Source organism: Fodinibius sp. GM108 (assembly GCF_058386985.1).
Window position 1 is genome coordinate 93,295 of sequence record NZ_JBYEIR010000010.1, and the last position, 22,203, is coordinate 115,497.

Consider the following 22,203-nt stretch of genomic DNA (forward strand, 5'->3'; position numbering starts at 1 on the left):
AAATCTAATCTTCATGAAGTTCGAAAAACTAAAAAAACAACTGGGGGCATTCGACGTCTTTGCCATTGCAACGGGGGCAATGTTCAGTTCGGGACTTTTCTTGCTACCAGGCTTGGCAGCTAGTGAGACAGGACCTTCTGTGTTTTTAGCTTATTTGGTATCTGGTTTACTGGTAGTGCCTACCATGTTGAGTAAAGCGGAATTAGGGACAGCATTTCCTCGGGCCGGAGGCACTTATTTTATTATTGACCGAACACTTGGTCCATTGATGGGAAGTATCGGAGGATTTGGGTCGTGGTTGTCCTTAGTATTTAAAAGTGCATTTGCACTGATCGGGATGGGAGCATATATCTCCATATTCTTTGATGTACCCATCACACCTGTTGCTATAGTTCTGACAATAGCATTTGGGGGATTGAACATAGTAGGAGCCAAGGAAACAAGTAAGCTCCAAAACTTTCTTGTTATTACTTTGCTAGCAGTAATGTCTTTTTATTTGGTTCAGGGTTTTTCGTATTTATTTTCCCTTGATGTCTTAGATGTACACCGAAAACAATTCACACCTTTTTTTAAAGAGGGAATACAGGGATTTTTCGCTACAGTAGGAATGGTCTTTGTTTCCTATGCAGGTCTCACTAAGGTAGTAAGCGTAGCTGAGGAGGTAGAAGATCCCGATCACAACATCCCACGTGGAATGTTTCTGTCGATTCTGGTAGCAATCGTTGTTTATGTTGCCGGAGTATATCTCATGACAGCTGTTCTTGATCCGGTGGCGTTTATGGAAGATCTGACACCGGTTGCTACGGCAGGAGAGGTTTTTCTTACCTGGTTGCCTGGAGATATAGGATTATTGCTGGTAGTGATTGCAGCTATCGCTGCTTTTGCTTCTACAGGTAATGCCGGAATTATGTCGGCTTCCAGGTTTCCTTTGGCAATGGCGAGGGATAAGTTAATACATCCCCGCTTTACGCAACTTGGGAAATACGGTACACCCGTGACCTCAATTCTTACTACCACCGCAATGATGATTTTTCTACTGCTGGTGTTTAATGTAAAAGAAGTGGCTAAACTGGCCAGCGCTTTTAAGTTGCTCTTATTCGGGTTATTGAATTTAGCTGTAATTGTAATGCGAGAGAGTAAAATTGAAGAATATGATCCCGGATATCAGTCATCGTTTTATCCCTGGATGCAAATGATCGGGATGCTTGCCTCAGGATTACTGATTTTTGAAATGGGTATTCTCTCCATTCTTTTTACGGTTGCTATAATAATCCTGTCTATAGGTTGGTACTATTATTATGCATATGCAAAAGTAGATCGACAAGGAGCAATTTATCACGTTCACGAGCGACTAGGGCGGTTTAAAGATTATGGACTTGAGAATGAGATGCGTCATATCATGCAAGAAAAAGGTTTGCGTGATGAAGATCCCTATGAACTGGTGGTAAGTCGTGCTACCGTGTGTGAGTTCATGGACTCTGATATTACTTATCAGGATATTGTAGACCAGGCTTGTGCTAAGCTGGCTTCAAAAACGGAGGTTAGTGAAAGAATCCTGCATCAAGCATTTGATACTGTAACGAATTTTGGTGCCATTCCTCTCGGAGAGGGGGCGGCATTAAATCATACAAGGCTTCCAATGGACACAGAGCCTGAATTGTTGATTGTACGCATTAAAGATGGATTAACTATAAAGGATGAAAATTATAAGCGCTTAGTAAGGAATCAGAATCTGGATGTAGAAAAACTTTATGCTATTTTCTTTCTGGTAAGCTCCGAAAAGGATTCAACACAACATCTTCGATTTTTAGCTCATACCGCAGAAAAGATCGATCAGGAAGATTTTTTAGATCGTTGGATCGAAGCAAAAGATGAAGCAGAACTACGAGAAGTACTACTGCGAAATGAACGCTTTATAAATATTTCGATACGGAATGATGGTAAAACAAAAGATATGATTGGTAAGGAAATCCGGGAGATTGAATTGCCAGGTGGAAGTTTGGTGACTATTATAAAACAAAGTGGCAAAGTTAAGATTCCTCACGGAGATAGTATTATTCAGGAAGGAGATCAACTCTCCATTATCGGAGAACCTCAAGATATTGATAAGATAAAACAATTAGTAAACTAGGATGTAAATATTTAAAGGAATACCTCTATTTGTTGGATATTTAAAATTATTATCAGTTTTTATAGATCATTTTAGAAACGCAAATTATTTGATATGAAGCACGAAAAACTAGAAAAACAACTTGGGTTATGGGATGTCTACGCCATAGCAACAGGGGCAATGTTTAGTTCCGGCTTTTTTCTTCTGCCGGGCATTGCTGCCGCTGAAACAGGCCCTTCAGTATTTATTGCCTATTTAGTCTCAGGACTGCTTGTTTTACCCACCATGTTTAGTGTGGCTGAGCTAGCCACGGCTATGCCCAAAGCCGGTGGCACTTATTATATTATTGACCGCAGTTTGGGCCCTGTGATCGGAACTATCGGGGGATACGGATCTTGGCTTGCTTTGGTGCTAAAGAGTGCTTTTGCATTGATAGGGATGGGAGCTTATATCTCCATTTTCATCGAAGTACCTATTGTGCCGGTTGCTGTTATATTGACCTTTGTTTTTGGAATTTTAAATGTAGTAGGTGCCAAAGAGACTACAGCACTGCAAAAAGTATTAGTTGCGGCACTTATAAGCATTATGATTTTTTATATCGTCCAGGGACTGTTTTCAGTAATTTCAGTTGATTTCTTTGAGGTAACCCGAAACCAATTTACGCCTCTGTTTATAAATGGGGCCACGGGTTTTTGGGCAACTGTGGGTATGGTTTTTGTCTCTTATGCAGGGTTAACAAAAGTAGCAAGTGTAGCCGAGGAGGTACGAAATCCTGATAAGAATATTCCGTGGGGAATGTTCTTAGCTATCATGTCAGCTATTTTTGTCTATGTAGCAGGTGTTTTTATAATGGTTTCAGTATTGGATCCTGCAGAATTTCACGAAGATCTTACCCCTGTAGCAACTGCAGGTGAGGTCTTTATGAACTGGTTGCCGGGTGATTTAGGAGTTTTACTCGTTGTGATAGCTGCTGTAGCCGCTTTTGCATCCACAGGTAATGCGGGTATTATGTCAGCTTCCAGATATCCTTTGGCAATGGCACGTGACAAGCTGATCGATGAACGATTTTCAAGGATCGGTAAGATGGGAACGCCGGTTATTGCTATTATCGCTACAGTATTGCTAATGATATTTTTCCTGGTGGCTTTTAATGTGGCTGAAGTTGCCAAGTTAGCCAGTGCATTTCAGTTATTGTTGTTTGCATTGCTGAACTTGGCTGTCATAGTAATGCGTGAAAGCAAAATAGAAGAATATGATCCCGGTTTTCATTCTCCTTTTTATCCATGGATCCAAATTTTGGGGATGATACTTTCCGGGGTCCTTATTTTAGAGATGGGGCTACTTTCGATCCTGTTTACATTGGTGGTTAGCTTATTCAGTATAGGTTGGTTTTACTATTATGCTTATGGTAAGATTGAAAGAGAGGGGGCTATATTTCATGTGCATGCGCGGCTTGGGAAACGGAAAGATCACGGTCTGGAACGAGAGATGCGCGGAATTCTCCGAGAAAAGGGACTGCGCGATGAAGATCCATATGAACAAGTAGTAGCCCAGGCAGCTGTCATTGATGAGACAACAGATAGGTTAAGCTATAAGACAATTATAAAGCATGCATCTGATATTTTTGCCGATCGGCTGGAATTTGATAAGGATGAGCTGGTGAAACGCTTTTGTGAAGCACATGATCTGGGAACGATTCCACTTGGCAACAGAACGGTTATTAATCATATTCGTATCGACAGAGATTTTCAGCCCCAGATGGTCTTGGTCAGAATACCCAAAAGCATCTCTGTATCTACAGAAGAGTTTGAAGTTCTGGATGAAGAAGAGACCGGAGAACGAGAACATTTGGCTGCAGTTATTTTTCTGGTAAGCTCTTCTAAACATGCCAGCCAGCATTTGCGGATAATTGCTCACCTTGCAGAAATGATAGACAGCCGACATTTCATGGAGCGATGGAGTAATGCAGAAAATGAATCAGAGTTAAGGGAAATCCTACTTAGAGATGAGAGATTTATAAATATAAAGCTTACTAAACAAAATAGTACTCAAAATCTAATAGGTAAAAAAATTAAGGAAGTGGATCTGCCAGGCGAAAGCTTAATAACTATTTTGAAACGCAACGGAGATATAAAAATACCGCACGGCAATACGGAGCTCAAGGAAAATGATGAAATATCTATTATTGGCGAAGTGGAGGACATTAAAGCTGTCAAGGAGTGGAAAGAGACGTAAATCTTTAGTTATGGATCTGATTCAGGTTGTTTCCCAAGTCTATCACATTAATTATCTGCTGTATTATATACAGTAGGCTGATGCCCTCAGCAAGTCTTATAGTTAAGATAATAACAGAGATGAGGTAGTTCACGTCCCCATGCTTTACGGTATCTAACCACCCAGATAAAATCAGAAGAATAGGAGAATACTGGCTGCAATAAATCCAAAAAGGATAAATGCCAGTGTAGAGCCTATAGGAGCTGTAAAATCATCTGATTTGATGGGATTTTCTGATACAACTGTTGGATGTAATACCTTTAGAGGATTGTGAGACAAATAGGCTAACTTATCCGTAATTTTTAGTGATACTTGTTCCACAAAGGCGAACATCCGGTCCGGAAGTTGGACAAATGCGTAGCGTACAGCATCGGCAGGACGCCGGTAGAACCAGTCGGTATCAAGCGATATTGTTGGAGAAAGATTGAGACTATTTTTCAGTAACCAGAATCCAACAAAGGCTAATACCAAAATTTGTGCCATTTCGACTAAACTATAAACCGAATAAGGCTCGAACTCTATAGCGTAAGGGAGCTTATCGTAAAGCAGTTGTGGATATAGTCCAAAAATTATGCAGAAAAAGGCACCCATTCCCATTGCAATTTTCATATTTATGGGGATGGCTGAGAAATCAAATTCTTTTTTCTTATCACTGAACCAGGTAAAATATGGCAGTTTTAGTCCGGTGTGTAGAAAGGTTCCGATGGTGGCTACAAGAAGCAATAAAATTGGCCATTCAAGATGTGCTTCATTTAAAGCCTCAGTAATCATCGTTTTACTGATAAAGCCATTAAGAAAAGGCATACCGGAGATAGATAACGCTCCGACCATATAAAAACCTATAATTAGCGGCATCTTTTTAGCATTCATACCCAGCTCGTTTAACTTACTGGTACCGGTAGCATATATAACTGCACCGGCCGCCATAAACAGCAACGATTTGTAAATAATATGATTAAAAGCATGGGCGGTTGCTCCATTTAAGGCAAGATCCGTCCCGATACCAATAACGGTTATCATATACCCAATCTGACTGATAATGCTGTATGCTAAAATTTCGCGAATATCATTTGCCAGCAAGGCATAAATAGTTCCGTAAATGGCCATTATGACACCTACCCAAATCAAGATTTCCCAACCGGGGAAGAGGCGAATCATCACATAAACAGCTGATTTGGTAGTAAGGGCGCACATGAATACGGCCCCGGTAATAGTCGCACGGGGGTAGGCATCAGCCAGCCATGCATGCAAGGGAGGGATCGCAGAGTTAAGACCTACACCAAGCAGCATAAAAATGTTTGCAAAACTGTAGGTTTGTTCCAGATTTTCAATGAGGAATGATCCGCCGTTATTCAGATGTAAGAGTATGCCGGACATTAAAAGACCGCCACCAAAAATATGAACCAGCACATAGCGCATCCCTGCTTTGTCAGAAGCTTCGGTTTTTCTTGCCCATATTAACCAGGTTGATGCGGCGGCCATAATTTCCCAAAAGAAGAAAAGCGTGAAAAAGTCACCTGCAAAAGTAACGCCAAGTGCACCCCCGGCATAGGCAAGAGCTGAAGTCTGCTGGCCTAAATCATTAATATGGTAAGCATAAATACCGCCCATTACTGTGACAATTGAAAAAATAATTCCGAAAATTCTGCTCAGTCCATCAACAGAAAGCAGGTGCAGTTCATAACTGGCAAAGGGTATATGCAACAAACTCCCTTCAGGCAGACTCCAGAGTACAACGAGTGCAACTAATGGAAATACGATAAAAGAAGAGCTACGTATACGTTCCGGTAACAGCGGAAGTAAAAAGGCGCCCAGGATTAAAATAATTGCAGGTACAGATAGAAGATCAACGATCATAGTAGTCTTCGTCGCTTAAAATGAAAAGTTTACCTAACCATTTTGAAATGTAGATGATAGCTACGCATCCGGCGAATCCCCAGATAGCATAGAATGCAGGGATTTTATTCCACCAGTGGGAGTCATAATCTGACAATAATGTAAATTCCAGAACCAGACTGATTATAAAAATGATGCCTAGCGCTATCCAGTGCCACTTCTTCATAGGTACAATTATTAAAAAATGGTTGAAGCTATTTCAGTTGCTAAATCAAAAAAGTTAAAAATCAGGTTGGGATATATCCCGAATAAGACAGATAAAACAGCTGTACCCATTAGAGGAACAACCATAAAGGGTGATGCCTCGGTTTGGCCTTCAAGTTCCGGACCGCCTTGCTTAAAATAGGCCCGATGAATGATGGGGAAAAAGTATCCAACATTCAGCAAGCCGCTTATGATTAAAACAAAAAGAGGGATTAACATGTCGCCATCGAGTACTCCGGAGGCCAAATACCATTTGCTAACAAAACCATTAATGGGAGGAATACCTGCCAACCCCATCGAACCTATAGTAAAAGCAGCCATTGTCCACGGCATAACACTGGCGATTCCATTCAAGTTACTGATATTCTTTTTATGAAGATTCACCATGATGGCACCGGCACAGAAAAACAGGGTGATTTTCATGGTGGCATGGGTCGAAATATGCATAATGCTTCCGATGAGTCCCGTTTCTGTCAATAAGGCTGCCCCCAGTACAATGTAAGACAGATGCCCCACGGTGGAGTATGCCAGCCGGCGTTTTAAATTATCCTGAGCAAACGCCAGCAGCGAAGCTACAATGATAGTGAAACCGGCCAGTATCATTAAAATTTCGTTGAGTCCGAAGCTGGCCATTACGTCAGGACCAAAGATAAATCCGACAACTCGAATTACCCCAAATACTCCAGATTTTACCACAGCCACTGCGTGCAGCAGGGCGCTGACTGGTGTGGGGGCTGCCATTGCCGAGGGCAACCAGCTGTGCAGAGGCATGATACCCGCTTTTACGCCGACACCGCCCAGAAACAGCAGAAAAATGGAAACGGCCATCGTTTTATTCAGATCCACGTCACCAAAAATACCGCCGGGCTGGAATTCCAGGGTTCCTGTAAGAGAGTAGGTGACTCCCGCTGCGGCAATAAGCAGGAGACCTGCAGTTAGGGTATAAGCAAGATATTTACGACCCGCCGCAATGGCTTTCTTATTTTCGCTGTGGATCACCAGCGGGTAAGTGGCCAGCGTCAGCATTTCATAGAAGATAATGAACGTCAGTAGGTTTGCTGAAAAGGCAATGCCAATTGTTGAGGATAAACAGATGGCAAAACTGGCAAAATAGCGGGTTTGTTTTTTCTCATCGTGCCCGCGCATGTATCCAATGGAATAGAACGAAGTGAAGATCCACAGGCCAGACGCAATAAGGGCGAAAAATACGCCAAAAGTGTCTGCTTTGAGCGCCAACGGAAGGTCAGGGGCGATTTCAAGTAAAACTATTTCAACTGCCTGGCCTTCCAGGGCGGAGGGTACGAGTGCCAATACCAGCAGAAATTTGATGGCCCCAGCCAAAATTGTCCAAAACTCGCGGAGGTTTGGTTTATTTGAACTCAGCAAGATAAACGGCACTGCCGCCAATGATACCAATACTGCTAATAAAGGGATATACGTAAGCTCCATGTTTTGAGTGAATACTTAGTTTAAAATCCTGCCGGAAACATAGTTACAATTATTTCAACGATGTAGGCATTGAAGATACCCACGGCAAAAAGTGCAACGGCCATAATCCCCATCGGTAACATCATGCTAAAACCCACTTCGTTGTTTTGAGATGGAACCGAAGCTCCAACTTCAGCTACTGGCTGTGATTCGGGATCTTTCATATATACTTTCTCCAGAATTCGGAAGAAATACACCGCGTTTAGCAGCGAGCTGATGAGAATTACTGCCAACAAAAGCCAGCTGCTGTTTTCGATAGTACCCAGTGCCAGATACCACTTGCTGAAAAAGCCAGCCAGTGGTGGTAATCCCACCATCGAGACAGCTGCGGTTGTAAAAGCCGCCATTGTCCATGGATATTTTTTGCGATAACTGTCGTTAAAGTCGGTAATCAGGGTATGTCCTTCTTTAAATCTTATACTGCCCGATACAAGGAAAAGAAGTCCCTTCATCAAAGCGTGATTCAAGATGTGGAGTACCGCCCCGATAAATCCAAAAGGATTCGCCAGACTTAATCCCATAATGATATATCCAATTTGCGAAACACTACTGTAGGCCAGCATTTTCTTAAGCTCACTCTGGGCGATGGCCATGATAGATCCGTAGAGAATTCCAATACCTGCGAATATGCCTATGATTGTTGTGACTGGCAGTTCGGCATCAATTAAATCGATACCGAAGAGGAAAAGCACGATACGGAACAAAATATAGGCGGCCACTTTGGTCCCGATAGGAGCAATCAGTGCCGAGGAGGCAGACGATGCATACGTATAGGAATCGGGCAACCAGCCGTGCAGTGGAAACAGGGCCGCTTTTACGCCTATGCCCACAATCATGAGTATGAGGGCAGCGATCACCGAGGAGTGTCCAATGACCTCGGGCAGCATATCATGCATATCGATTATGTTGAGCGTGCCCGTAACGGTGTATAAAAATCCAACGCCCAGCAGATAGAGTGATCCACCGACTGTTCCGACAATCAGATATCGAAAAGCGGCATAGGGTGCTCTTTTTTCGCCAATGGCGATAAGTGCATAGCTGGAAAGTGAAGAGATTTCAAGGAATACGAAGAGGTTAAACAGATCACCGGTAAGCACCATGCCGTTAAAGCCGAGCATCATCAGCATGACAACGGTAAAATATCCTGTCAGTTTTCCTGGAAATTCGGCTTTACTGATCTTTTTGGAGTGGATCAGAACCAGGAAGGCCATGACGTTAATTATCATGACGATAAAAGCGGATAGGCCGTCATAGACGAATTCAATGCCAATGGGCGGCATCCATCCCCCAAAGAGATAGCGAATGGTTTCGCCGGTTTGCAACAGGTGCACTAATCCATACAAAGAGAAAAAGGAGGCGATACCTGCACCCAGCAGAGCAAGATGCCACGAGAGATCACGTTTCCATAGTCCAACGACTGGAATCAGAATAGCAAAGAGAATAAATGTGATGGGGATTAAAGCCGGTATATCGGGTCCAATCATTGAATCTTATCTAATAGTTCTTCTTCGTTGAGTGTTTCATAGCGGTTGTATATAGCAATAATCAGGGAAAAAGCGACTCCAAGCGTTGCCACGCCTACAACAATAGCTGTAAGCATGAGGGTATGCGGCAGGGCATTCATGTAGTTGGCCGCTTCGCTAACGGGTAGCTCTTCAGCTTTTACCGGCACAGTGGCACCGTCTTTCATTGCTACGGAAACAAAAAATAGAATCACTCCTGCCTGGAAAATAGAAAGTCCAATTGTCTTTTTGACCAGATTTTTTTTCAAAAGCATCCCGTAGAGCCCGATTGCCAACAAAATGATGGTAAACCAGTATGCATAATGACCCAAAAAGAAATCAATCATAATCTTCACCTTTTACCATGTTGTCATATATTAGCACTAACACGGCCATTACTGTTATGCCGATTCCCACCTCAATAATCAGAATACCCCAGTAACGCAGATCTGCGGGTTCTAGCCCAGGTATGGGCAGTTCGCCGTAATCCAGAAAATATCCTCCGGTAATAACAGAGATGAGTCCGGTACCAAAGTATATAAGTACCCCGAGCGCAGCATAAGGAGTAGCGAGGTAGTCCTTGAATTGCAGGTTGGCAACTTCAAATCCACCGCTTATACGCATAAGAAGCAGTGAGGCTGCCAAAAGCGTTCCGCCTTGAAATCCACCGCCGGGTGAATAGTGACCGTGGAAAATCACGTAAAAGCCAAATAACATAATGTACGGACTCAGAATACGGGAGCCATATAATATGATTGGGCTATATTCTTTATTCGTCATTGTTGTGCCCCCGTTTTCTTAACAGCAAAAAGCAGATTATTCCAGCTGTGAAAATCACAATTTGTTCGCCAAATGTATCAATACTTCGATAGTCACCTAATACTACTGTTACGATGTTGGGTGTATGAGCATCGTTATAGGCTTCCTGGATATAGTAGTTACCCGGTACTTCGGTGCCTGTTATACTTACTTCCTGGTTCATTTGATTATCGGGATTGCCACGATACGGCAAATCCGAGGCTGCAAAAAGCAGCAATAGGGTAAATGCTACAATTAATATGAGTTTTATATACTTCAATCTACTGTCCTGAAATCGGTTTGATAAATAGTTATAACGAGTAAGATACCGGTAAATCCGGCACCAACGACAGCTTCTGTAAAGCCAACATCAACTGCTCCCATAGTGGTGAATAACAAAGCCATTAAGAAGCTGAAAATCGTGAGCATTACAACTGCTACAAGAAGGTCATGAGCTTCGAGCGCAATAAAGGCTGTAACCAGTAAAAAAATGAATAAAATAAGTTCGAGTGCCCAGTACATGGTGACGTTTAATCTTTTTTATTGTCGAGAAACTCGGGGATAAGTCCGCTTTCATGTGCCGCTCGGGCCAGTGCATGTGCTCCAATGGGGTTTGCCAGCATAATAAAAAGCAGTACCAGAAATAATTTACCACTGTTTAACGTAAAGCCTTCAAAAATTATCAGCCCGATAATGATAAGCATCATGCCCAGGGTATCACTTTTACTCGTGGCGTGGGTACGCGAATAAAAATCCGGTAGTCTTACAGTCCCTATACTTCCGATAAGCAGGAAGAAAATTCCTGCTACGACAAAAATAATAGTTAAAGCAGAGGTAAACTCATTCATTGAAATTCACTTTTGTCGTTGAGAAGTATTTAGCAATAATCATCGAGCCCAGGAATCCCAGAATTGCATAGGCAAGGGTTATATCTATGAACATTTCAATACGCCCAAATATATATCCAATCAAACAGATAAGTACAATGGTTTTGGTTGCTATAGCATTAGCACCAACAAGGCGGTCGAATACTGTTGGCCCTTTAATTACCCGATAAGCGGGGACGGTAATAATAGCTGTTAAAACAACCGCACTGTATAGAAAAAAGATATCCATTTATAACTCCTCGCTATTACTAATGACTCTGAAATCAGATACAACAGGGTGAAGTTCTTTTTTGAATAATCTAAGTACCTGTTGTGGTATTTTATCACTGGCAATTCCCTCATATGAAGCAGATGAAATAGAATGGACAGTAAACTCATCGTCATTGATATCTACAGTTAAAGTGCCGGGCGTAAGGGTGATGGAGTTACCCAATATCATCTTACATTGTGGATTGGGAAAATCAACCTTGAAGCGTACCACGGTAGTCTCGATTGGCAATGAGGGACTCAGTAGAATTTTTGCTACCTGTATTCCTGAAATGATAATCTGCCCAAGTAACCATACAAAATAGTAGGGGACAAAAAAGTAGCGAAGATCATTAACAGCGTCTATATCACCTTCATAAAAGGAAGTCGATTTAAGCCTAAAGTTGATAGCCATCACTACCCCTACACTCAATACACCCATTATAGTATGAACAAGATCAAAAAAGCCACTCATGAGATACCAGAATCCCATAAGGCTTACAAACGTTGTAACCACACTTTTAACAGATAACTTCAAAATTTAACCTATTAGATGTCTTGAAAGTTAGCGGCTCCAAAAATATAAATTTTGGATGTTACGCGAAATGGTTTAAAGCTTTTTATCTGTAGATTTACAATCTCTTAGTTTATCGACAATAGCGCACACTATTTTTTAAAACCAAGTCACTAAAATTTAGTCATAGAGGATATAAACTGTAGGTTATCTTTCCAAAAATCTGTTTAAACTAATTGAGTATTTTCTATAAAAAAATGTAAACTCAGTAGCTGAATCTTGGACCCAACTTAAAAAACTGGAAGGCTGCTATTGACCGACAGTTGGATTTGATACTGTCCCGTGTATTTGAAATGTGATCGAATCATTTTTTTGGGGGAGAGAGATTCCCAGAAGGCGTTCAATATTGTCTAGAACATTACTAAAAGAATCAGAAAATTCAGAAAGCGTTAGTTTCATTTCATGAAAACGGGAGTTTTCTACGGGATCTGTAAGTTCGATTGAGCCAGAGGCCGACAACAGAGCCAGTTCAGATTTGATTGATGATTCTATCTGCAACATATCATCCTGTGTGTCTTTCTTTGAAACTAATTTTGCCGATTCAAACGGGATGGCATCGCTGTCATAACCAAATCCTTTAATGATAAAACTGTAGGTTTGTTGTATGGATTGGGATGGCGTCCAGATCAACGAATCGAGTGCGAATTGATGTTCTCCCTCTGTCCAGAAGCTTTGTCGGTTTTCGGGGATAGATCCCGAATAGGTAAATGTTTCGGCTGTGAGTCTGACAATGGGCGTTTCAGGAAGAACAATTCGCAGGTTTGAGCTGTGGGCATCAATAGATTGTGGCGAAGAAAAAGGAGTTCCATTAACAGCACTTTGTAACCCATCCAGAGCATTACCGGTGTATGAAATATTCAGCGTGTCCATTTTCAGTTCGCTAAAATCTCCGCGATTAACATACGATGGCTGAATAACCTGGATATCAGCATTATTCAGACGTTCCAATCCGTAGGCTAGTCCTCCAATGTATATATTAAGAAAATCAAGATAGCTCATATCCAGCTGCAGGTGCTGGGCACGCTCAATATGATCCCCAAAGTTAACATTCAAATCACGAATGGAAACAGTGGCGCTAAACGGCGACACATCTATTCCAGAATACTGAACAGACAGAAATTCATTTTGTGATGATTGCTCTTGCAACGCTTGATCAATCTGTTGCTCGGCCTGTGAGGCGGCAAAGAAGTGATAGCCAATAATGAAAACAAACAGCAGCAAAAACCCTATCAGGTAGTATTTAGTTTTTTGCTTCATGGATAAGCCACCTTAATATTATATTTACTGCACTTTAGTTATTAGGATGTTTAATTCCTTCTGCCCCCGGGTTATACCACAAAGTTACACAGAGAAGTCACAGAGCTGCACAAAAAAACTATGATGCTCGTTCAGTCGCTCTGCGGCTGAACCTCAGTTCGACGCTCGAGGGCACGTTTTACGATATCAATCATCCTGTGAGCTTATTTAATATCTCGTCAAAGGTAAAAGCACCTTCCTCGCTGGCTACCATATTTCGAAGCGTAAACTTGCCTTCATTCAGCTCATGGTCACCGACAATGATAGTGTGACGTGCATTCTCACGATCGGCGTCTTTCATCTGTGCTTTGATCGATCGTCCGATATAATCCATAGAAGCGGAGAGTCCGGCTTTGCGCAATTTCGGGAGATGCCTGAGAGCCCATTTGCGAGCGTTTTCGCCAAGTGTTACGATGTAAACGTCAAGCATCTCTTCTTCGACTAAATCGATGCCAAGCTCTTCACAGGCGATCATCAGGCGTTCAATACCGGCTGCAAATCCGACTGCCGGGGTATGTTGACCGCCGATCTCTTCAATGAGCAGATCATAGCGTCCGCCGCCGCCGAGAGCATCCTGGGCTCCCAAATCGGGACTGATCAGCTCAAAAGCGGTGCGTGTGTAGTAATCGAGTCCGCGCACCATGTGCGGATCCTCTTCAAAAGGGATATCCAGATCGTTGAGTAACTCTTTGACTTTTTGATAATGTGCTTCGGTTTCATCGGTCAAAAAGTCTGTAATGATCGGTGCGTCTTTGATAAAAGGCTGATCCTCTTGCTCTTTGGAATCCAATATGCGCAGTGGATTTTTCTCAAAACGTTGCTGGGAAATCTCACTTAGTTCATTAAGGTTTGGCCTAAAATGATCTTTGAGCGCTTTGGTGTAAGCTTTTCTGCTTTCGGGATCCCCGACAGAGTTGATCTTCAATGTGGTGTTGCTGATGCCGATCCGGTTGTATATAGACATCATCAGGGCAATAATATCAACGTCGGCGGCGGGATCATCGGCGCCTATAATTTCGGCTCCGAACTGGTGAAATTGCCGCCGGCGACCTTTTTGCGGTTTTTCAGCGCGGAACATCGGTCCGATGTAGTAAAGGTTTTGAGTGCCGCCGCGCTGTTCCAGGTGGTGCTCCACAAAGGCGCGTGCCACGGGGGCGGTGCATTCGGGACGCAGTACGTACTGGTCGTCACCCCGTTCAAAAGCAAACATCTCTTTAGATACAATATCGGTTAATTGTCCCACTCCGCGGGCAATGAGCTCGGTCTGCTCCATGATGGGCGTGCGGATCTCTTCAAAATTAAATTTTTTGGCCTCTTCATGGATAATCCGTTCCAGTGCTTGCCATTTTTCTACTTCGCCGGGCAGGATATCGACCATTCCCGCATGTGTTTTAAACGTCGGTTGCGCCATGAATTGTCTCAGTTCTGTTTCAAAAATTATTCGCTCCAAAGATAACGGAGGCAGAGGAGAAATTCTTACCCAATTTGTAAGGATAGCCTTTTAATTAGGTCTTACTATTAAATAGCCACAGATTTGCACAGATTTTAAACAGATGAATACATATAAATATCACAAGTTAACTCGGAAAATAATTAAGGGCTATTATGAAGTATATAATGAATTGGGAACAGGATTTCTTGAGTCGGTATATGAAAATGCGATGTTGGTAGTTCTTAAAGAGGAGTTGCAGTTAAAAGTAGTTGTTCAAAAACCTATTAAGGTGCATTTTAAAAATAATGTGGTGGGGAGTTTTCAAGCTGATTTATTGGTAGAGAATAAAGTCATAGTAGAGTTGAAGTCTGTTTCTAAACTTTTACCAGAGCACAAGGCTCAATTAATCAACTATTTAAAAGCAACAGATATAGAAATAGGACTGTTGATGAATTTCGGAAATAAACCTGAATTCAAACGATTTATTTTCGACAAGTAAATTTCTAGCCAGATTTCACAGATTTAATACTGTTTTTATCTGTTCTGATCAGTGCAGATCTGTGGCTTACATTCCAGTCAATACAATTTTGCCGGTGTTTTTGTTGTTTTGCATGCGCTGGTGGGCGGCTTCGGTCTTCGTCCAGTCGAAGGTAGAATCGATGATAGGCCGCAGGGTTCCATCTTTGAAAAACGAGAGCGCCTGTTTGGTAAAATCTTTAGTAAGCGCAATCTTGTAATCCAGTGAGCGATTGCGAAGGGTAGAGCCCATGATGGTCAATCGCTTTCGAAGAATCGGCACCAGGCTCAGTTCTTCAATTTTGTGTCCGCCCAAAAACGAGAGATACACCACGCGTCCGTCCATGGCCAGCACATCCATGTTTTTGTGCCAATATGGTTTGCCAATAAAATCTATGATCAGATCCACCGAATCTTTGCCGATATCACTGATAATTCCATCGGCATAATTTTGCTCTTTATAATTATAGGCGAAATCAGCGCCCAGTTCTTTGGCTGTATCCAGCTTGTGCTGCTTGCCGGCTGTGGTAATGATAGATGCATCAAACAATTGACGGGCTAGCTGTATTGCTGATGTACCCACACCACTTCCTCCCGCGTGAATGAGTACTGTTTCTTTCTGTTGTAATTTGCCCAGCCAGTCCAGCGTCTGGAATGCCGTCAAAAATGTCTCGGGAATGGCCGCTGCCTCTTGGAAGGAGAGGTTATCGGGGATGGCCAAAGCCATATCTTCGTGAATAGTACAATATTCCGCATATCCGCCACCGGCCAGCAAGCCGAAGATACGATCGCCGGGTTGCCATTTGTTTACGTTAGATCCCGTTTCTTTCACAATACCCGCCATCTCCAGACCCAGAATTTCACTGGCGCCTTCAGGGGGAGGATAATTGCCCGTGCGCTGCAACAGATCGGCGCGGTTAAGGGCTGTAGCTTTTATTTTTACAAGGATCTCATCGTCATTTGGAACTGGTGTTTCTGTTTCGATAATTTTTAGTTCAGATCCTGATTCTTGCTGTATGACCTGTATGGCTTTCATAGTGAAACTTCTTTAAAATGTTTGTTTTATGACTCGGAGGCTTCATCAACTAATTCGGGAAACCATTTTTGCAAAATTTGCTTGTCTGTCAGTTTGTTTATCCCCTGCAGATTATCGAAAAAATACTGGTCCAGGAACTTTCGTGTTGCTTCTTTTATCGGTGGCTTACTTTCTCTGCTCAAAGGATTTATTGAACGATGTGTTTTTTCTAAAAGCTTGCCCCAGCGTGATGACTCATGATTCTGGTGCAGGGGCATGTCGGGCAAAGCATTGTATTTGGAGAATCGGCCGAAAACGCGATAGAGTCGATTATAAAAGATCTGGAGTCGTGTAAACTTTGGAAGCCGGGCCTTGTTTGTGTGCAACTGAAAAGCTTTTTCATCAAACTTGTCAGCATCAACTGCAACGAAATCACAAATCTGCTGCATAATATTTTTCGTGTCTCGAATAAAATCCTCAAACAAAACAACCTTGATCTGCGAATTGGGAAAAAGATCATAATAGTTTTCCAGCTGCTCCTTATATAAGCTCCTTTTTAAGAGGAACTCTGGCTGATATTTAATCATATTTTCAAAACTGTAAATCGCACGTCCCGATCTGAGCAGGTGATGATATTGCGAATATGCGCGGCTGGTAGGATGACGCAATAAGAATATAAGTTTTATTTTTTTGTCTTGTGCTGCAATACGCTCGGCAGCCACCTTTGACGCCAAATAAGTAGTTGAGTCTTCACCTTTTACAGCTTGATCCTTTCCTTTGAATTTTTCCAGGTACCATTCCCACACTTTTTGGGTGTTATCCTGCACCATCTGATAAGTCCATTTACCGGAATCCGGTTTGGGAAAGTTAAACTCACGATGTTGAAACAGGCTGTCGATATCAAAAAAATGGATTTCTCCCTCTGGAATGAATACATCCGGATGCCTGTCTAAAATTGCATGGAGTGTAGAGGTTCCCGATTTCATAGCTCCGCCGATAATAAAGTCCGGCAGCAGCGAAGGAGTATCGGTTTTCCAATCAGAATCTACCATAGAGACCAATTAGCATCTGTGATTGAGATAATTACTATTAAACAAAGGTTTCAATAGGTTGCGTTCTGTCATGAAATCAGCGTCTGAAAAATGCAAAAATATAATTGAAACTTTCATTAATAAGGTCGTTCATCTCTTCAGAAATATTCAGCATCCAGATTGGTACGCCGTAGATAAGGGTCACGATTATTGAGCGGAGCAGAATATCTGTATAAACACCGCCGATGGTCGGGATCCGGAAGATAACCAAGAGCGTAAATGTGCCGACTGCTATTACATAAAGCATCTGCCATTCGAAGGGCTGCATCGAAAGTTTCAGCCATACATAGATGACTTTAAACGTGTTGTAAGTCAAGACGGCCGTGGCTGTACCGATGGCTGCTCCCAAAATTCCGTAGATTGGTATTAAAAGATAGTTTAAGACAACTGTAACCACAATCAAAAACAGAGTGGAGTAGAGATCAAAGCGGTAATGTTTGGAATTTAAAATTATGGCACCGTTCAACCCAGTTGCCATATCAAAAACGTTTGCAGCACCTATGATGATAACAACCAGTGCACCGCCTGCGTAATCGGGCGGCAGGATATTCATCAGGTTGTCGATATTGGCAACCACTCCGCAGAAAAGCAGTCCGCCTGCAATAATCTGGTTTAGCGAAGAGCGATGGTAGATATCTTCGATCATGTTGTAATCTTTGGCCTTGAACGCATCGGCAATAAGCGGTGACGAAATCTGGTAAATCGACTTTCGCGGGATGGTGATGGCGGAGCCGATGTAAAAGGCAATGGCATAGATTCCGGTGTCGTCGAGACCCGCGAGGGAGCTTAACATGATGATGTCAATGTTTGATACCACGATTGAAGCGATACCTCCGAAAAACACAAAAACACTGTAGTTCATCATGTTTTTTACAAGTGATTTTCGGAGATACCCGAAATCCGGTTTCAGATCTACCTCAAACATCCAGAGCGTATAGATGAACATGCAGAGCATGATGACAGCATAGCTACAAGCAAACAGGATCATAAACTGGTAAAAGGTGACCCATTCGAACAAATATGCCAGCAAGATTACGACTGTGATCGACCGGACTACGATATTCATCAGGAATGACGACATGACGGTATCATACAGAGCCTGCACAAAGCTGGAAAGCACGTGAAAAAACAGGATGAAGAAAGCCAGGGGCAGGATAAACCAATAATAGTCGACCAGCAGCTCTGATCGTTCAATAAAATAGTTGATGATAGTAGGACGGAATAAAATCAGGATGGCAGTCAGGAGTAAAAATCCCATCAAAGGGACTGCCAGCGATAAAAATAAAATGCCGTGATGTTTTTCCTTCCTGTTCCTGAAGAAAGGGAAAAAGCGAATAATCGTGTTCTTTGTCCCCAAATTGGCCAGCTGCGTTGAAACCATTGCCAGTGACAGCAATACACGGGTCAGTCCATACTGTTCAGGTTCCAGTATGTTGGGATACATCCAGATTGTGATTACAAACCCCAGGGCCACGCCAAAATACGAGATAATCGTATTTTGTACGCTTTGCCGAACGATAATTCCCAAGACGTTCCTCTTCTTTGTTTGAAATGAGTGGGAAGTTAATAATATTTTTGGTGAATCTAATTGCATCAAGCGGCGAATTTGCTTTTCATTAGCTTTTTATCTGGCATCATTTAGCAAAAGATTTATGGAAATCCCATTTAATGAACCCTATTTAGGTAAAGAGGAAGAACAGGCGGTGGTTGAAGCGCTTCGCGGAAAGCATCTGCGGGGTGACGGTCCTTATACGCAACGCCTGCAAACAAAGATGGAACAATGGTTGGGGGTCAACCATGTACTGCTGACCACCTCCTGCACGCATGCTCTCGAAATGGCTATGATGGTGCTGGATATTGAACAGGGAGATGAAGTGATCATGCCATCCTTTAATTTTGTGTCTTCGGCCAATGCGGCAGTGCTTCGAGGCGCAAAACCGGTATTTGCAGAAGTTATCCCCGATACCATGAATATTAATCCCGCCGATATTGAGCGTAAAATTACCGATCGTACAAAAGCTATTGTACCGGTTCATTACGCGGGTATCAGTTGTAATATGGATGCCATAATGGATATTGCCGACCGGCATGATCTTTATGTTGTTGAAGATGCTGCCCAGGGAGTGGATGCCTATTTCAACGGACAGCCGCTTGGCACAATGGGGGATATTGGTTGTTACAGTTTTCATGATACGAAGAATATTACCTGTGGAGAGGGCGGGGCATTTCTGACGAATAATGAGGAGATAGCTCAAAAGGCTGAAATTGTACGCGAAAAGGGGACCAATAGGGCGGCTTTTATCCGTGGAGAGGTGGACAAGTATACATGGGTTGACGAAGGCAGCAGCTATATTCCATCCGATATTTTGATGTCGGTGCTCGAAGCGCAGTTTGAAAAGCGGGATGAGATTAAGACAAAACGCCGCAGAATCTGGCAGCAATATATACAAACACTCTCTCCTTATACAGATAAACTGCAGCTGCCCCTGATACCGGAGGAGTGCGAATCGAATTATCACATTTTTTATTTTTTAGCGAAAGATGAAGAACAGCAGAAACAATTGATCGAGTCGTTTAAGGAGGAAGGAATACCGGCCACGTTCCACTATGTGCCTTTGCACAGCGCCCCGTATTTTGAGTCTCATTTTGAACCAAATGATTCACTTAAGCAAACGCAGGAATTCAGCAATCGCCTGATTCGTTTGCCGCTTTATCCGGGGTTGGAGATTACTGATGATTATCTAGACAGTATAACAGATGCTATCGAGCGAGTAATTTAAAAACAAGCTATGGTGTTTGTATTAGGCATAGAACGATCGGCGACGACCTGGCTCTCCAATATTTTGGATATGCATCCTGCCTCCGAACTGTATATGGAGCCGCTGTCACAGAATATCAGCCGGTTTAAGGAGTGGCCCGATCGTTTTACAAATATCGAAGACAAATCTGCCAAAGCAAGCTATTTCCAAAATGAATTTTTGCATCTCAAAAACAGGAAAAGGTTTTTATTCAGCAAGATAAGTGATGCGGATTGGGCGTGGAAGACTGATATGGAAACAGCCCAGAAGCTGTGGAAAATTTCTCCTTTTGCCCGTGACTTTTTTGAACTGAATTTTCATCGCCGACAAACTACAGGTTATCCGCCGAAAAGCGATAATCCCCTTCAGATAATCAAGGAGGTCAGACTCAACTTTAATGCACCGGTAATTAAACAGATCGATCAGAAGGTACGAGTGGTTGTCATCCTGAGAAATTATGCGGCCACTGTTCAATCGATCCAAAAACAGATTAAAAAAGGAAATCTGAAAGAGTTGTCACAACTTTTGAAGGATAAATATGGAGATACTGATACGGAATCGGTTTTTGAATATTGGGCACAGAGCTACAATACATTACTTCATGATCTGGATTCAGAGAAAATTAATTATTTGCTGGTTGAGCATGAAGATCTGATTACAGCCGGCAGCAATACAGTAGATAAGATCCTTGATTTTTTAGGATTGGATTCTGCCTCATCTGTTTATAAGTATTTGCAGGCTTCAAATAAGAGTGGGAGTGGGAAGCATAGTACTAATCGGAGTCATGCGGAAGTTCTTGAACAAAATAGACAGGCCGAGAGAACAATTTATCCACAACTCGCAGAACGTATTGCCAGAACCAAATTTCATCCCACACTGCAAAATTCCATAACTAAACTTTGAGCATTCATGCCAAAAGTGGCCCAGGCTACCCTCATCTATTTCCGATTAAGTGAAAACTGGATTCATACGCAGCTGGAAAACCTGACCGGCTGGGAACCGGTAGTCTTTACTAATGAAAAGGAAAATTTGGATACCATTGACTGGAAACCAGCTATTTTTTCACGTACCGAAAAACTGTCCCTTTTCGTCAGGATAGCCGATAGTCTGGCGATGTGGATGATCGGTTATTATCCCAGCTTTTACTTCAAAGCAAAAAAAGAAAATATCGATCTGATTCATGCTCATTTTGGACCTATGGGATATTTGTGCTCGGGATTGGCGCAGCGCCTCGATATTCCGCTGGTGACTACTTTTTATGGATATGATGCTTCCATGCTTCCCAAACAGGAACCGCAGTGGAAGGAAAAATATGCTACTTTATTTCGGCGGGGATCCCGTTTTTTGGTCGAAGGTCCGGCTATGAAACAAAAACTGGTAGCACTGGGATGTCCGCAGGATAAGATTACGGTGCAACATCTGGGAATTGAGCTCGACAAGTATGAAGCGCGCAGTGAATATCCATCCCAAAAACAGATAGATGCACTAATGGTGGGACGATTTGTTGAGAAGAAAGGCTTTATATACGGACTTAAAGCGTTTCAGAAATTTAAAGAAAAGGGAGGCCAGGGTACACTGACCATTGTTGGAGATAGTGGAGATATTTCAAGTTCTGAAGAAATTAAAAAAGAGCTCCTGGAATTTGCAGATAAGCACAACCTAAATGATTCGGTAGAGTTTGCAGGCATTATTCCTTTAGAAAAACTTCGTCAGGAATACTACAACTATGATGTGTTCTTGGCACCGAGTGTGGAGGCCGAAAATGGTGATAACGAGGGCGGAGCACCCGTTACCATTATTGAAGCCAGTGCTACGGGCATGCCTGTCATCGGCAGCCGACACGGGGATATCTCCGAAGTTGTTAAAGATAAAGAAACCGGATTACTGGCTGATGAAAAGGATATAGAAACAATGACAGAGCATCTTTTGACGATATGTAATAATCCGGAAATACGTGAAAAATTGGGTCGGCAGGGGGCAAGGCATATCAGGGAGAATTATAACGCTGCCATGCAGGGTCAGCGCTTAGGGCAGATTTACTCGGAATGCTTGAAATAAAGAACGCGGGTGCACCTG

The 22,203-nt window shown here is 42.6% G+C and carries 22 protein-coding genes; 6 read left to right on the top strand and 16 right to left on the bottom strand.

All coding sequences use genetic code 11. The features are described from left to right. The first annotated feature begins 13 nt into the window (after positions 1-13). A complete protein-coding gene (locus tag ACT3ID_RS16655; protein WP_491543191.1) occupies positions 14-2,131 on the top strand; it encodes an amino acid permease in 2,118 nt (705 codons plus the stop codon). 93 nt (positions 2,132-2,224) lie between these two features. Continuing rightward, entirely contained in the window at positions 2,225-4,345 is a 2,121-nt protein-coding gene (locus ACT3ID_RS16660) for an amino acid permease (protein ID WP_491543192.1), read from the top strand. A 171-nt stretch (positions 4,346-4,516) separates the two neighbouring features. Here the strand turns inward: ACT3ID_RS16660 and ACT3ID_RS16665 are convergent, their stop codons facing one another. From ACT3ID_RS16665 to hisS, 13 genes are all read right to left on the bottom strand, one after another. Then, complete coding sequence (locus ACT3ID_RS16665; protein WP_491543193.1) at positions 4,517-6,241, bottom strand: Na(+)/H(+) antiporter subunit D; 1,725 nt, start codon at positions 6,239-6,241, stop codon at positions 4,517-4,519. Further along, positions 6,231-6,446, bottom strand: a complete 216-nt coding sequence (locus ACT3ID_RS16670) for a hypothetical protein (protein ID WP_491543194.1) — start codon at positions 6,444-6,446, stop codon at positions 6,231-6,233. The genes ACT3ID_RS16665 and ACT3ID_RS16670 overlap by 11 nt, the downstream gene beginning before the upstream one ends. An 11-nt stretch (positions 6,447-6,457) precedes the next feature. Beyond that, on the bottom strand, positions 6,458-7,933 hold the full coding sequence (locus tag ACT3ID_RS16675) for a monovalent cation/H+ antiporter subunit D family protein (RefSeq protein ID WP_491543195.1): 1,476 nt from the start codon (positions 7,931-7,933) through the stop codon (positions 6,458-6,460). Positions 7,934-7,953: 20 nt separating this feature from the next. After that, positions 7,954-9,456, bottom strand: coding sequence for a proton-conducting transporter transmembrane domain-containing protein (locus ACT3ID_RS16680; RefSeq protein ID WP_491543196.1), 1,503 nt, complete (start codon positions 9,454-9,456; stop codon positions 7,954-7,956). Beyond that, on the bottom strand, positions 9,453-9,821 hold the full coding sequence (locus ACT3ID_RS16685) for a cation:proton antiporter subunit C (RefSeq protein ID WP_491543197.1): 369 nt from the start codon (positions 9,819-9,821) through the stop codon (positions 9,453-9,455). The genes ACT3ID_RS16680 and ACT3ID_RS16685 overlap by 4 nt, the downstream gene beginning before the upstream one ends. Further along, entirely contained in the window at positions 9,814-10,254 is a 441-nt protein-coding gene (locus tag ACT3ID_RS16690) for an MnhB domain-containing protein (protein ID WP_491543198.1), read from the bottom strand. The genes ACT3ID_RS16685 and ACT3ID_RS16690 overlap by 8 nt, the downstream gene beginning before the upstream one ends. Then, complete coding sequence (gene mbhE / locus ACT3ID_RS16695; RefSeq protein ID WP_491543199.1) at positions 10,244-10,552, bottom strand: hydrogen gas-evolving membrane-bound hydrogenase subunit E; 309 nt, start codon at positions 10,550-10,552, stop codon at positions 10,244-10,246. Before mbhE ends, ACT3ID_RS16690 begins: the two co-directional genes overlap by 11 nt. Next, the gene (locus tag ACT3ID_RS16700) at positions 10,549-10,794 is read right to left on the bottom strand and encodes a Na(+)/H(+) antiporter subunit B (RefSeq protein WP_491543200.1); all 246 of its coding nucleotides are present in this window, start codon (positions 10,792-10,794) and stop codon (positions 10,549-10,551) included. Before ACT3ID_RS16700 ends, mbhE begins: the two co-directional genes overlap by 4 nt. A gap of 8 nt (positions 10,795-10,802) precedes the next feature. Next, a complete protein-coding gene (mnhG, locus tag ACT3ID_RS16705; protein ID WP_491543201.1) occupies positions 10,803-11,120 on the bottom strand; it encodes a monovalent cation/H(+) antiporter subunit G in 318 nt (105 codons plus the stop codon). Next, entirely contained in the window at positions 11,113-11,388 is a 276-nt protein-coding gene (locus ACT3ID_RS16710; protein ID WP_491543202.1) for an MrpF/PhaF family protein, read from the bottom strand. The genes mnhG and ACT3ID_RS16710 overlap by 8 nt, the downstream gene beginning before the upstream one ends. Then, entirely contained in the window at positions 11,389-11,943 is a 555-nt protein-coding gene (locus ACT3ID_RS16715; RefSeq protein ID WP_491543203.1) for a Na+/H+ antiporter subunit E, read from the bottom strand. Positions 11,944-12,228: 285 nt separating this feature from the next. Beyond that, positions 12,229-13,236: a hypothetical protein gene (locus ACT3ID_RS16720; RefSeq protein WP_491543204.1), complete on the bottom strand. Its 1,008-nt coding sequence runs from the start codon at positions 13,234-13,236 to the stop codon at positions 12,229-12,231. Between the two features lie 190 nt (positions 13,237-13,426). Beyond that, entirely contained in the window at positions 13,427-14,686 is a 1,260-nt protein-coding gene (gene hisS, locus ACT3ID_RS16725) for a histidine--tRNA ligase (protein ID WP_491543205.1), read from the bottom strand. Positions 14,687-14,828: 142 nt separating this feature from the next. Here hisS and ACT3ID_RS16730 point away from each other — a divergent pair, with 142 nt between their 5' ends. Next, positions 14,829-15,206: a GxxExxY protein gene (locus ACT3ID_RS16730; RefSeq protein WP_491543206.1), complete on the top strand. Its 378-nt coding sequence runs from the start codon at positions 14,829-14,831 to the stop codon at positions 15,204-15,206. A gap of 66 nt (positions 15,207-15,272) precedes the next feature. On the opposite strand, the gene ACT3ID_RS16735 is transcribed toward ACT3ID_RS16730, so the two are convergent. The 3 genes from ACT3ID_RS16735 to ACT3ID_RS16745 all read right to left on the bottom strand — a co-directional run bounded on the left by ACT3ID_RS16735 (position 15,273) and on the right by ACT3ID_RS16745 (position 18,857). Continuing rightward, on the bottom strand, positions 15,273-16,259 hold the full coding sequence (locus ACT3ID_RS16735) for an NAD(P)H-quinone oxidoreductase (RefSeq protein ID WP_491543207.1): 987 nt from the start codon (positions 16,257-16,259) through the stop codon (positions 15,273-15,275). Between the two features lie 26 nt (positions 16,260-16,285). Next, a complete protein-coding gene (locus ACT3ID_RS16740; RefSeq protein ID WP_491543208.1) occupies positions 16,286-17,290 on the bottom strand; it encodes a sulfotransferase family protein in 1,005 nt (334 codons plus the stop codon). 76 nt (positions 17,291-17,366) lie between these two features. Next, positions 17,367-18,857, bottom strand: a complete 1,491-nt coding sequence (locus tag ACT3ID_RS16745; protein ID WP_491543209.1) for a lipopolysaccharide biosynthesis protein — start codon at positions 18,855-18,857, stop codon at positions 17,367-17,369. A 124-nt stretch (positions 18,858-18,981) separates the two neighbouring features. On the opposite strand from ACT3ID_RS16745, the gene rffA reads away from it, so the two are divergent. Genes rffA through ACT3ID_RS16760 form a run of 3 tightly spaced genes read left to right on the top strand, consistent with a single transcriptional unit; the run spans position 18,982 to position 22,185 of the window. Then, on the top strand, positions 18,982-20,109 hold the full coding sequence (gene rffA / locus ACT3ID_RS16750; RefSeq protein ID WP_491543210.1) for a dTDP-4-amino-4,6-dideoxygalactose transaminase: 1,128 nt from the start codon (positions 18,982-18,984) through the stop codon (positions 20,107-20,109). A 9-nt stretch (positions 20,110-20,118) separates the two neighbouring features. Continuing rightward, the gene (locus ACT3ID_RS16755; RefSeq protein WP_491543211.1) at positions 20,119-21,030 is read left to right on the top strand and encodes a sulfotransferase family protein; all 912 of its coding nucleotides are present in this window, start codon (positions 20,119-20,121) and stop codon (positions 21,028-21,030) included. Between the two features lie 6 nt (positions 21,031-21,036). Continuing rightward, a complete protein-coding gene (locus ACT3ID_RS16760) occupies positions 21,037-22,185 on the top strand; it encodes a glycosyltransferase (RefSeq protein WP_491543212.1) in 1,149 nt (382 codons plus the stop codon). Positions 22,186-22,203 lie beyond the last annotated feature (18 nt).